This window comes from Klebsiella sp. JB_Kp004 (genome assembly GCF_040065795.1).
In the GTDB taxonomy this organism is placed as follows: Bacteria; Pseudomonadota; Gammaproteobacteria; order Enterobacterales; family Enterobacteriaceae; genus Klebsiella; species Klebsiella quasipneumoniae.
Genome location: NZ_JBEAKW010000001.1, coordinates 110,756 through 123,063 on the forward strand (window position 1 = coordinate 110,756; position 12,308 = coordinate 123,063).

Annotated in this window: 11 protein-coding genes and 1 pseudogene; 4 read left to right on the forward strand and 8 right to left on the reverse strand. The window is 55.7% G+C overall.

The window, feature by feature from the left end:
• The first annotated feature begins 222 nt into the window (after positions 1 to 222).
• Positions 223 to 1,338: an alkene reductase gene (locus ABLX76_RS00485; RefSeq protein ID WP_064158315.1), complete on the forward strand. Its 1,116-nt coding sequence runs from the start codon at positions 223 to 225 to the stop codon at positions 1,336 to 1,338.
• Here the strand turns inward: ABLX76_RS00485 and ABLX76_RS00490 are convergent.
• Complete coding sequence (locus tag ABLX76_RS00490) at positions 1,335 to 2,246, reverse strand: LysR substrate-binding domain-containing protein (protein ID WP_348873741.1); 912 nt, start codon at positions 2,244 to 2,246, stop codon at positions 1,335 to 1,337. The genes ABLX76_RS00485 and ABLX76_RS00490 overlap by 4 nt on opposite strands.
• Positions 2,247 to 2,695: 449 nt before the next feature.
• Here ABLX76_RS00490 and ABLX76_RS00495 point away from each other — a divergent pair, with 449 nt between their 5' ends.
• Complete coding sequence (locus ABLX76_RS00495) at positions 2,696 to 3,022, forward strand: EthD family reductase (RefSeq protein WP_348873876.1); 327 nt, start codon at positions 2,696 to 2,698, stop codon at positions 3,020 to 3,022.
• 428 nt (positions 3,023 to 3,450) lie between these two features.
• Here the strand turns inward: ABLX76_RS00495 and ABLX76_RS00500 are convergent, their stop codons facing one another.
• The 3 genes and pseudogenes from ABLX76_RS00500 to ABLX76_RS00510 form a co-directional block, all read right to left on the reverse strand.
• Complete coding sequence (locus tag ABLX76_RS00500) at positions 3,451 to 3,618, reverse strand: hypothetical protein (protein WP_348873743.1); 168 nt, start codon at positions 3,616 to 3,618, stop codon at positions 3,451 to 3,453.
• 223 nt (positions 3,619 to 3,841) lie between these two features.
• Positions 3,842 to 5,458 carry a peptide ABC transporter substrate-binding protein gene (locus tag ABLX76_RS00505; protein ID WP_087848757.1) on the reverse strand — a complete coding sequence of 539 codons (1,617 nt, stop codon included), beginning with the start codon at positions 5,456 to 5,458 and terminating at the stop codon, positions 3,842 to 3,844.
• Between the two features lie 21 nt (positions 5,459 to 5,479).
• Positions 5,480 to 5,572: pseudogene (locus ABLX76_RS00510) on the reverse strand (hypothetical protein); the annotation flags it as partial.
• A 72-nt stretch (positions 5,573 to 5,644) separates the two neighbouring features.
• Between ABLX76_RS00510 and mpaA the strand changes: the two are divergent.
• Positions 5,645 to 6,352: a murein tripeptide amidase MpaA gene (mpaA, locus tag ABLX76_RS00515; protein ID WP_065883022.1), complete on the forward strand. Its 708-nt coding sequence runs from the start codon at positions 5,645 to 5,647 to the stop codon at positions 6,350 to 6,352.
• Here mpaA and ycjG read toward each other — a convergent pair.
• Positions 6,349 to 7,314, reverse strand: a complete 966-nt coding sequence (ycjG, locus tag ABLX76_RS00520) for an L-Ala-D/L-Glu epimerase (protein ID WP_048297345.1) — start codon at positions 7,312 to 7,314, stop codon at positions 6,349 to 6,351. The two genes, mpaA and ycjG, sit on opposite strands and share 4 nt — an antisense overlap.
• A 102-nt stretch (positions 7,315 to 7,416) precedes the next feature.
• On the opposite strand from ycjG, the gene tpx reads away from it, so the two are divergent.
• A complete protein-coding gene (gene tpx, locus ABLX76_RS00525; RefSeq protein WP_008805229.1) occupies positions 7,417 to 7,923 on the forward strand; it encodes a thiol peroxidase in 507 nt (168 codons plus the stop codon).
• Positions 7,924 to 7,993: 70 nt separating this feature from the next.
• Here tpx and ABLX76_RS00530 read toward each other — a convergent pair whose 3' ends face one another.
• The 3 genes from ABLX76_RS00530 to ABLX76_RS00540 form a co-directional block, all read right to left on the reverse strand.
• The gene (locus ABLX76_RS00530; RefSeq protein ID WP_065883021.1) at positions 7,994 to 9,046 is read right to left on the reverse strand and encodes an AbrB family transcriptional regulator; all 1,053 of its coding nucleotides are present in this window, start codon (positions 9,044 to 9,046) and stop codon (positions 7,994 to 7,996) included.
• Between the two features lie 101 nt (positions 9,047 to 9,147).
• Entirely contained in the window at positions 9,148 to 10,689 is a 1,542-nt protein-coding gene (gene tyrR / locus ABLX76_RS00535; protein WP_065883020.1) for a transcriptional regulator TyrR, read from the reverse strand.
• A 172-nt stretch (positions 10,690 to 10,861) separates the two neighbouring features.
• A complete protein-coding gene (locus ABLX76_RS00540; RefSeq protein WP_017900788.1) occupies positions 10,862 to 12,175 on the reverse strand; it encodes a 6-phospho-beta-glucosidase in 1,314 nt (437 codons plus the stop codon).
• Positions 12,176 to 12,308 lie beyond the last annotated feature (133 nt).

Consider the following 12,308-nt stretch of genomic DNA (forward strand, 5'->3'; position numbering starts at 1 on the left):
ACACCTAATAATATTAAAATTTTCAATCTTACCCTGACATAAAACCATCTCATTGTTTGTGTCTGTTTGCATACAAAACCAGATACCGCCAACACTTAATTAACACACAAAAGCAAATAGGTCTTAATTGTAGAATTTATGGAACAACTGTTCGGAACAAAGCCCTATTTTTTTTTTCGCTTTAACTCCCCATCATTTCAAAATTCACTTGAGGAACGAATAATGAATGAACTGTTTTCCCCCTTTAAATTAGGCGATGTAACTCTTAATAACCGTATTGTAATGGCCCCTATGACACGCTCAAGAGCCAGGAAAGGTGACACAGCCGATGAGCTAACGGCTAAATATTATGCTCAACGAGCTTCTGCTGGACTGATTATCACTGAGGGAGCGCAGATATCAGTTCAGGGACAGGGATACCTGTTCACGCCTGGAATTTACAACCAGAGCCAGATTGAAGGCTGGAAAAAGACGACTCAAGCGGTCCATGAACGTGGTGGAAAAATATTCATTCAGTTATGGCATGTTGGTCGCATTTCAAGCACAAGTTTACAGCCAAATGGTCAAGCACCGGTCAGCTCCGTCGCGGTGAAAGCTGAAGGGTCACATTGTTTTGCATATGATGTAAATGGTCAGCCTGGGTCTGTCGATGTCTCCACCCCTAAGGCGCTGACTACAGCTGAAATTGAGGGGATTGTGCAAGACTATGTCGTTGCAGCCAGAAATGCGATTACCGCTGGGTTTGACGGTATTGAGATCCACGCGGCTAACGGTTACCTGCTAGAACAATTCATTAATGGCGGCCTGAATACACGCAACGACGAATTTGGCGGCAAGGATACCGAGAACCGCTTAAAGTTCGTCCTGATGGTTACTGACGCCATTGCTAACGCCATTGGGGCCAGTAAAACGGGCATCCGCCTGGCGCCTTTCGGCCGTTTGTTTGATATGCACGCTTTTGACGGCGAAGAAGAGACTTGGTTACTTCTGGCGAAGAAACTTGGTCAACGTTCCCTCGCTTACGTGCATCTCAGTGACCAAAAGACACTCGGGCAACAGGCAATCCCGGAAGGGTTTATTGAAAAATTCAGAGCGGCGTACCCCGGTACGTTGATTATTGCTGGTGGCTTTGATAAAGCGAAAGCTGAAGAATACCTGGCCACTAATAAATCTGACCTGATTGCCTTTGGTCGCCCCTATATTGCGAACCCTGATTTAGTTGAGCGAATGGCTAATAACTGGCCGTTAAATGAGGTCAAGCCGACAGGTACCTATGGCGGCGGCGAGGAAGGTTATACTGACTACCCTTCCTGGCCTGAAACCGAAACCACATCCTAATCCAGTCGCCCTTCTTCCGCTGCCGAGACGAGCGTGTCTACAACATAGCGAATCTTCGGCAGCAACTGCCGACTCCTGGGCCACAATGCGCTGATGGGCATTTCTCCGCCAGCATAGTCGGCCAATACCTCTTGTAATTGCCCATTTTCCAGCCACGGCCTCACTAACCATAGGGGAAGTTGCGAAAGGCCACATCCGGCCAGCGTCGCTGCAAGCAACGCATCACCATCCGCAAATTCATGGGTTGCGGGAGGAATACATCTCGTTATCAACCCGTCTTTATCTTTTAAGATCCATGATATGGGCTGATTACGTCGAAAACCCATAATACATTTATGTTCTGCCAGGTCTTCGGGCGTGAGCGGCGATTTATGGCTATCAAGATAATCAGGGGCGCCGCATATCACTAACTTTTGGGTTGTCAGCCTTCGCGCAACCAAAGCACTGCTATCCGCCAGTTCACCGATACGAATAACAAGATCGATACCTTCTTCTATGAGATCAACAAAGCGTTCGCTAAAAGTGACAGATAGAACAAGCTCTGGATAGTCCTGGTTAATTTTTAACAGTATCGGTAATATTCTTTGACGACCAAATGCGGCCGGAAGGTCGACCCTTAAACGACCCGAGGGTTCGCAGATATGCGAGGAGAGTTCTGATTCTGCCTGCTCCAGTATTTCTATCGCACTCTGGCAACTGTCAAGAAAACGTTCACCATCAGGTGTAAGGCTTAATCGCCTTGTGGAGCGTTGAAAAAGCTTTAGTCCTAGACGATCTTCCAGGCGACTCACGCTTTTGCCGATTGCCGATTTTGTGAGTCCCAGTTGTTCTGCCGCCGCTGTAAAGCTTCCCAGCTTTGCGGTTGAGACAAATGCGGTAATGCCGCCAAGGTGATCAATTTTACGCACCTGTAGCTCCTAATGAGTTGATAATATTCAAATTTATTATAACCACCCAGCCTGTCTTATGCACACACTGGTCAACGCCCATCATCACAGCCTACAATGTTAAAACTGACATTAAATCTTCAATAGTGGTTATTACGCCATCATTGTTGAATCTATGTCAACACACTTCAGACTAAACCGCCATTTATTTTATTAAGAAAATTAGTAATAATGAACTTTCCAACAATTTATATGCCCCGGAAACCGGAGGTTCAATTCAACAGAGCTTATAAGGCAATTTTAATTAATCGTGACGATGATAATTCACAGCACTAAATGAAAGACTAATATACTTTCACAAACATGAGCACACATCATATAAAATCGCAGTAATTAAACGGATGGAATTATTACATCGCCAGCATCGATATCTATTATTAATAATCAACCCAACTTTGAGATACGTAACAATGAAAAGCAATGCCGGATTTAAGCACGTAGGTTTACTTATTAGAAAAAAAGACATGAGTTTTGAAGATTTTGTTAATTACTGGGATAATGTTCATACTGCCATCGCACTCCAGTTACCCGGATTAAGAGGATATGTGCTCAATCCCATAGACCGGGAAAAGTATCCGGACTCTCCTATTGACGGCTTCTCAGAGCTTTGGTTCGATTCAATAGAGGATGCAATTAGTGCATTTAATTCACCTGTGGGTAAAACTGCTTATGATGACGTTAAGAATTTTATTGATAAAGCAGCAATTACCTATGTAATGGAAATTAAGAAAAAGTAATTTCTGGCTGGCGTGTTGCAGTATAGACTCATTCTCTCAATCTAATTTCAATCTCCATATCTTAAGTCGGAAGTCTGCTGACGCGCGTCCAGCCAGGCTTCCACTTAATCCCAGTTAAAGGCAACAACCCGTGATGTCATTAAAACCGTATCGTAAAAACACAGTGTTTTCCAGCTTATCAATTACATAAAAAAAGAGGCACTAGCTTTATCAACTCTTCTGTTCTGAGTGCAGCTCGCATGATTCTTTCCAGAATTTGGTTAATTTTCGCCAAATTCTGTTGAACCAGGCTAACTGATTTTAGCAAAAATAAGTATTTACCGACTGCTCTCCCGTACCTGACTCATTTAAATTTCTTAATCCACCTGGCAACTCTATCCGCCCAGTCACGCAACATCGATGCTCGTTGTTCTGCGTATTCCGCCTTGTTATATACCGCCCGGTGGCCAGCGTTTCACGCCGACTATTGATTCGGTAATCGTCAGGAATGCCGCCGAAGCCGCGAGCGTTACCAAAATAGACTGACCATCACGGTCTGCAATTTTGTCGTTCTTCCCTCCGGCTTTCAGAAGTTTATGCCTGATATCAGTCAGCATGACGGTATCCTCTGCTCAAATCTACCGTCATTTCGGGGAAGCTGTGACGGTATAATCCGCAATTTACCGTAACCGCTTTTTGTTGAATACGTCAAAATACCGTCAGAAAAGTGATGTTTTCTACTGTGGCGGGAGAAGGTGAGCAGGAGAAACTGGCGCCGTAATCCGCGCCAGCTCCGGGTTCAGCAATGGCTACCTGCCCTGAGCAGGAGGCCAGTACGCATCAGTGTTTAACGATATACATGGTACGGCTATAGGCCACATCTTCCGGGTTGGTGATCGGGTAGCCTTTCAGCCAAGGCTTAATCAGCCGACCGTTGGTGTACTGGTAGATCGGCGCAATCGGCGCTTTGACCATAATGATCTTCTCCGCCGCGTTGTAATCGTCGTTACGCGCTTTGGCTGAATTTTCCACCGCCGCCTGGGCGAGGATTTTGTCGTATGCCGGATCGTTAAAGCGGGAGATATTTCCGCTGTGGGTGGAGGTCAGCAGCGACAGGAAGGTGGACGGCTCGTTGTAATCCCCTACCCACGAAGCGCGGATCACATCGAAATTGCCGGTGTTGCGGCTGTCGATATAGGTTTTCCACTCCTGATTCTGCAGCTTCACTTCCACGCCGAGGTTCTTCTTCCACATCGACGCCACCGCGATGGCAATCTTCTGGTGGTTCTCAGAGGTGTTATACAGCAGCGTCAGCTTCAGCGGGCGATTCGGGCCATAGCCAGCGGCAGCCAGCAGGGCTTTCGCCTGAGCGTTAAGCTCGGCCTGACTCATGCTCTCAAACTGCGACGGCTGCGGCGTGAAGCCCGCCGTTACGTCCGGGGTAAAGCGCCAGGCCGGTTTTTCCCCGGTCCCCAGCACCTTCTCCGCCATCACCCGGCGATCGATGGTCATACTCAGCGCCAGTCGCACCCGCTCGTCCGCCGTCGGCCCTTTTTGGGTATTAAAGGCGTAATAGTAGGTGCCCAGCTGCGGCGGGGTATACACCTGCCCCGGAATATCCTTCAGCAGCTTCTGATACATATTTTTCGGGAAAGATTCGGTGATATCGATATCGCCGGCCAGATAGCGTTTGGTGGCGGCGGACTCCTGATTGATCGGCACAAAGGTGACCTGCTGGATCACCGTTTTGGCGTTATCCCAGTAGTGGATGTTGGGCACCACTACCAGCTTTTCATTCACGACGCGATCTTTCAGAACATAGGCGCCATTGCCCACCAGGCTGCCGGGCCGCGTCCAGTTTGCCCCGCTGTCAACGTTCGCCTTTTGTACCGGGTAGAAGGCAAAGCTGGCGGTCAGGTTGCTGAACCACGGCAGCGGCTTATCCAGCTGCACCCGCAGGGTGTGGGCGTCGACAGCGGTGACCCCCAAGGTCTCCGGCGCGGCTTTGCCGTCAATGATGTTCTGCGCGTTGGCGATCCCCGCCAGCGCGGCAAACCAGGCGAACGGCGAGGTGGTTTTCGGGTCCACCAGACGCCGCCAGCTATAGACGAAGTCCTCAGCGGTGACCGGCGTGCCGTCGGACCAGCGGGCGTTATCGCGCAGGGTAAAGGTCCAGACGCGGTTATCGTTGCTCTGCCAGCGGGTCGCCACGCCCGGGATCAGGTTGCCTTTCGCATCCTGATTGACTAAACCTTCAAACAGATCGCGGATCACCTGGATTTCCGGCAGGCCCACCGCTTTTGCGGGATCTAACGAGGCGGGTTCATCTTTGATATGGCGCACTAACAGCTGGTTTTTCGCCAGTACCGTGCCCGGCGGTACGTCCGCCGCCCAGGCCAGAGAAGATACGCTGGCTAACCACAGCGCGCCGCATGTCAAAGCGACAGGATACTTCATAAGATCCCCTTTAAAATGAGAAAAAACACCGCCAACAGAGCGATAATTATTTGTTTCATCACCTGAAATTGCAAACAACATATGATAGAAAATTGATGTGCCGTCGGATTTCACGCCTCAGGGAATGGGTTTGATTCCAACACGCTTTTCGCCAACACTACATAATAACGACACACAGGAAGCCCTATGTCTATTTCACGTCCTCGCCCGCAGCGCGGCGACTTTCCGCCGGGGACCCGGCAGTACGGCAGCTCGGAACTGGGCGCGCCGCTGCTGTGGTTTCCTGCGCCGATGGCCGACAGCCGCAGCGGCCTGATTATTGCCGGCACCCACGGCGATGAGAATTCGTCGATTGTGACCCTCTCTTGCGCCCTGCGCACCCTGAAGCCGGAGCTGCGCCGCCACCACGTGGTGCTGACGGTCAATCCTGACGGCTGTCAGCTCGGGCTGCGCGCCAACGCCCGTGGCGTTGACCTCAACCGTAACTTTCCGGCCGCTAACTGGAGACAAGGGGAAACGGTGTACCGCTGGAACAGCGCGGCGACGGAACGAGACGTGGTGTTATTGACCGGCGAACAGCCGGGCTCGGAGCGAGAGACCCAGGCCCTGTGTCAGTTGATCCATCAGATCCATCCGGCGTGGGTGGTCTCCTTTCACGATCCGCTGGCCTGCATCGAAGACCCGGGACACAGCCCGCTGGGACACTGGCTGGCCGACGCCTTCTCACTGCCGCTGGTCGGCAGCGTGGGCTACGACACCCCAGGTTCCTTTGGCAGCTGGTGCGCTGATATCGGACTCCCCTGCATCACCGCTGAGTTCCCGCCGGTCTCCGCCGACGAGGCAACCGAGCGTTACCTGCCGGCGATGACCGACCTGCTGCGCTGGCAGGATTAAAGATGAAGCACGCCGGTGCTGAACCGCAGCGCCGGCTCGACGTCCACCGCCAGCCATGTCGGGCCGTCGAGGTCGGCGAAGCGCGCCAGCGGCGCCAGGGGTAGCGCGGCGGCGATCCCGCGCGAGGTGCAGAGCATACAGCCCAGCATCCGTCCAAAGCCCTGTCGTTCTGCCTCCTCGGCGAGGGCCAGCGCTTCGGTCAGGCCGCCCGTTTTGTCCAGTTTGATATTGACCATCTCATAGCGTCCGCGCAGCCTGGGCAGGCTCTCCCGGGTATGGCAGCTCTCGTCGGCGCAAATTGGCAGCGGATGGACGAAGTTTTCCAGCGCCGCATCGGCGTCGGCAGGGAGCGGCTGCTCAAGCATCGCCACGCCGAGGTCCGCCAGCAGCTGGCAGCGCGCCGCCAGCCCCTCGCTGTGCCAGGATTCATTGGCGTCGACAATCAGCGTAGCCTCCGGCGCCGCCTGACGGATAGCGATTAACCGCTCGCTGATCAGCCGGTCGTCAAGCTTCACCTTCAACAGCTGAGCGCCCTTCTGCCACAGCGCCGCGGCGCTGGCCGCCATCTGATCCGCCGTGCCAATGACCACCGTCTGGGCGGTGATCACCCGGTTTGGCAACGTCACCCCCAGCAGCTGGGGCAAGGTTTTGCCTTCGCGCCGCGCCTGCAGATCCCACAGGGCGCAGTCAATGGCATTGCGCGCGGCGCCTGCCGGCAGCAGCCGCTGCAGCTGTTCGCGGGTAAGTCCCGCCTCCAGCTGTTCGCCGATCGCCATCACCTGGGCCATGACCGAAGCGATGCTCTCGCCATAGCGGGGATACGGGGTGCATTCCCCCACCCCTTTCACACCGTCCTCTTCCAGTTCCACCACCACCACTTTTGCCTCGCTGCGGCTGCCGCGGGCGATCACAAAGGGGGTGTGGAGCGGCCAGGCTTCCTCATACACTCGCACGTTGCGCATTCCCTTGTCCTCTCTGGTAAATGTTAAATAGGGTTTGCCGTGTAGCTGGCGGATGTCATACACTACTCGCGACGTTAACTATATGTAAACAGGAAGATAACCATGTCACAAACCGTGCATTTCCAGGGCAACCCCGTTTCTGTTCAGGGCACCATTCCGCAGGCAGGCGCTAAAGCGCAGCCGTTTACGCTGGTCGCCAAAGATCTCTCTGACGTCGCGCTGAGCCAGTACGCCGGCAAACGTAAAGTACTGAATATTTTCCCGAGCATTGATACCGGCGTGTGCGCCGCATCAGTGCGTAAATTCAATCAGCTGGCCGCTGAACTGGACAACACCGTGGTGCTGTGCATTTCCGCTGACCTGCCGTTCGCCCAGTCCCGCTTCTGCGGCGCGGAAGGCCTGAGCAACGTGGTGACCCTTTCCACGCTGCGCGGCGCCTCGTTCCTCGCTGACTACGGCGTCGCCATCGCCGCCGGTCCGCTGGCGGGCCTGGCCGCTCGCGCGGTGGTCGTTATCGATGAAAACGATCAGGTTGTCTACAGCCAGCTGGTGAACGAAATCACCGAAGAGCCGGACTACGACGCCGCGCTGGCCGCCCTGAAAGCCTGATAACAGACTGTCCGGGCGCATCGCGCCTGCGGACATGCTATGTACTCAGCCCTCGCTCTGCGGGGGCTTTTTATTGCCGCGGCGCATAGCGGGAAATAGCCCGCGCCATCGCCGGGCCGGTCAGCAGGATGGTAAACAGCCGCAGCGTCTGTAGCGCCATAATAAACGACATATCCGCCCGGGTGCCGGCGGCGATAATCGCCACCGTGTCGAGTCCGCCAGGGCTGGTGGCCAGATAGGCGGTCATGAAATCCATCTGCAGAATGTGGGTCAGGCCGAGGGCCATCAGAGCGCACATCAGGATCAGCCCAAGAATGGAGGCGATAATCTGCGGCAGCGTCTTCAGGGCCAACAGAAACACCGCCTTGTTAAACTGCAATCCCACCGTCCAGCCCAGCACCGCGTAGGCCATCGCCAGCAGCCACTCCGGCAGCTCCAGCATCACCCAGCCGCCCCCCTGGGCCAGCGCGCCGAGCAGCATCGGCAGCAGCATGGCGCCGGAAGGAATGCGCAGCCGCACGCCCAGCCAGCAGCCCGCCGCTGTCAGCAGCAGCGTTAAAGGGAAATTAAGGGTCAACGGTGGAAACCAGACGATAGCCTGGCTCATTGTTTGCGCCTCGTTGCCCAGGGCATAGCGCACCACCAGCGCCGCCGCGCCGACAACAAACAGCACTCGCAGATACTGCATCAGCGCCACCAGGCGTACATCAGCCCCGTACTCCTGAGCCATCACCACCATTGCCGACGCCCCGCCGGGAGAGCTTCCCCAGGCGCCGGTGGCGCCCGGCAGCGCGCTGTAGCGGACCAGGAGCCAGCCGGTGAGGCCGCTGATCGCCAGGGTCGTTAACAGGATCGCTAGCACCAGCGCCCAGTTGTTGAACAGCACGCCAAAAACGGAGGGGTTAATGGCGCGGGCGATCATACAGCCGACGATAGCCTGCGCCGCCAGATAACAGGCGCGGGGGATCCTCAGCTTCACCCCGCGCAGGCTCAAAATGAGACCGGCAATCAGCGGCCCCAGCAGCAGCGCTGCCGGCAGATGAATGCGTAACAGCAGCGATGAAAAGAGAATTGAGAGCAGCAGCAATGTCAGCCATTGCCCGATCGCGCGACGCGACGCCAATATGCACCACCCCGGAAAAAGGATTAAAAAACCAGTATATACAGGTTTAGCCCGCTTTGCAGGCCGGGATACCGGCGACGAGCGTCGCCGGCGTTCAGCGATTATTCGTCGCCCTTTTTCTGACTCAAACCATATTCGCGCAGCTTATTGGCGATGGCGGTATGCGACACCCCCAGCCGCTTCGCCAGCTTACGGGTGCTGGGGTAGCTGCGATACAGCTGGGTCAATACCGAGCGCTCAAAGCGGCGGGTAATGTCGTCCAGCGATCCTTCCATGGCCTCCTCGCCCACCGGCAGCGAGGCGACGTCGTGGTCCGGCAGCAAAATGTCCTGCGGACGCAGCTCGAATCCTTCCAGCTGGGTTAGCGCGCGATAGACCGCATTCTTCAGCTGGCGGACGTTGCCGGGCCAGCTGTAGCGGGTAAGCACCGTACTGAGATCGGCGGAGAGCTTCGGTCGGGGGATCCCCTGCTCATCGGCAAAGCGCGCAACGAACAGCTCCGTCAGCGGCATAATGTCCTGCGGGCAATCGCGCAGCGGCGGCAGATACAGCGTCAGGACATTGAGGCGATAGTAAAGATCTTCCCGGAACAGCCCTTTCTGCACCAGCTCGACCAGGTTTTTCTGCGTCGCGCAGATCACCCGCACATCGACGTGCACTTCATGATCCTCGCCGACGCGGCGGAAGGTACCGTCGTTGAGGAAGCGCAGCAGTTTGGTCTGCATTCGCGGCGACATCTCGCCAATTTCATCCAGCAGCACCGAGCCGCCGTTAGCTTGCTCGAAGAAGCCTTTTTTGCCCTGCAGCGCGTCACCGAACAGCTCGCTCTCAACGGCGTCCTCGGGAATGGAGCCGCAGTTGAGCGCCAGATAGGGTTTGCCCGCCCGCGGACTGGCCAGATGGCAGGCGTGCGCCAGCAGATCTTTACCCGTGCCGGTGTCGCCGACAATCAGCAGCGGCGCGCTGAGCATCGCCAGCTTACGCGCTTGATCCACCACGTGGCGCATTTTCGGCCCCACCGCGAGGATCTGGCTGAAGGCGCTGGTGTCCTGGCTGGTCATGGTCTGCAGCTGGCGTCCCATGCGCACGGTTGAGCGCAGCATCGCCACGGCGCCGGTCAGCACTCGCTCGTTATGCTCCCCTTCCAGATAAACCGGGGTCACTTCCAGCAGGTAGTTCTGCCCATTCACCACCACATGCTCCGCCAGCGTCTCCTGCGGGCTGCTTTCCAGCCAGCGCTGGACGTTAAAATCGTCGATCAGTTGCGCCACCGGATGGTTGCGCAGCTTCGCCTGGCTTTGGCCAAACAGCAGGCAGCTGGCGGGGTTGGCCAGTTCGACCCTGCCTTTGGTATCCAGCGACAGCACCGGCTCCGGCATCGCCACCAGCAGCGCGCTCAGCGCCAGATGTTCACGCTCGGATGGCATCCACGGCACGGTGCGCACGTCTGTCACGCCGGCGATACGGCGGATCTCCGCCATCAGGCTGCTGAAGGTGGCGAACTCCAGTTCGGCAAAATTGAGGTAGATACGGCCAATAGGGTCAATATCGATACCACGCAGATCAATGCCGCGCAGCACCAGCAAATCGAGCAATTCACGAGTCAGACCGAGGCGGTCTTCACAAAAGACTTCAAGACGCATGGGAGTGTTCACCCTAAAAGTGCCAATGACCGGAGAATAATAGGCCAGGAATGGACTTTCGGGAAGCTAACTGTCAACAATTATTGACAGCATGGCGGAAAAATGGGCGTTGCGCCGTAAAGTCAGGCGGTCAGTGGTCAATTAACCGGCCATCCGGCCGGTTAATTGGGGGTTAAGCATGGAAGGCAGGCAGCCACTGGCGGTTATGGGCGATCACGTCATCCAACGCTTGTTCGAGCTTCTCGCCGCTGACAATCAGCGGATTCAGCACCAGCGCGCGCCACGCCGTATGGCGGTTGCCGGTGATGGCGGCCTCGATGGTCAGCTGTTCGAAAGATTTCATCAGCTGCAGCAAACGCAGGGTATCGTCAGGGAACGGCGCCACGTTGAGGGGCAGCGGACCGGAAGCGGTGATCAGCGAGCTGACCTCCACCGCACAGTCATCCGGCAGGCCATTGATGGCGCCGTTGTTGCGCGTGTTGACGTGCATGATAATGCGCTTGTCATTGTAGATGGCATTCATCAGCTCGCAGGCCGCCTCGGAATAGTACTGACCGCCACGGCCCTCCAGCGCCTTCGGTTTAACCGCGAGGTGCGGGTCGCTGTACTGTTCAAACAAGGTTTTTTCCAGTTGCTTAACCACTTCGCCACGGGTCCCTTCGCCGCCCGCCTCCGCCAGCTCCTGACGCAGCAGATCGTCCTTCATGTAGTAATAACGCAGATAGGCGCAGGGGATCATGCCTAAGCCCTGCAGGAGATGCGACGGCCAACGGAACGGCGGAATGTTGCGCGGCACCAGCGGATCCCGACCGGCATTGATCTCGGCGATGACCTCCGGCAGCCACTCTTTTCCTTTGTGCAGGATCTGGCGCACGAAGATAAAGTGGTTCAGGCCGGCGACCTGCATCACTACCTCCTTTTCGTCAGCGCATTGCAGCAGGGTGGTCACCCCTTTTTGCATAATCACCGGCACATTACACAGGCCGACGGCTTTGATGCGACTGTGGCGCAGGATCGCTTCGGTCACCATCCCCGACGGGTTGGTAAAGTTCAGCAGCCAGGCGTCAGGGCAGAGTCGTTCCATATCGGCAGCAATCGCCAGGGCGATGGGAATAGTACGGCAGGCATTGGCGAAGCCCCCAAGGCCGTTGGTCTCCTGGCCGATCAGGCCATACTTGAGGGAAATACGTTCATCGCTGATGCGGGCGTCAAGGCAGCCGGCGCGAAACTGCGAGCAGACGAAATCGGCATCGCGCAGGGCGCTCTCCCGATCCAGGGTAGCCACCACCTCGATGGTCAGCCCGGCTTTGGCGATCATTCGCCGCGCCAGTCCGGCGATGATCTCGACTTTCTCTCTGCCCTCTTCAATGTCCACCAACCATAGCGAAGCGACCGGCATCTCGTGATAGCGGTTAAGCAAACCTTCAATCAGTTCCGGGGTGTAGCTGGAGCCGCCGCCAATCACCACAATTTTGAGTCCTGACATGGTATACCTCGGTTTAGTTACGATATAACTATTTAAAACCGGCCAAACTGGCGTAACAAACGAATTAAATCGGCCTATGCATGAAGCAAATTAATGCATAAGGGAGACAACCTGTGCTTGAACAACAAAGCAT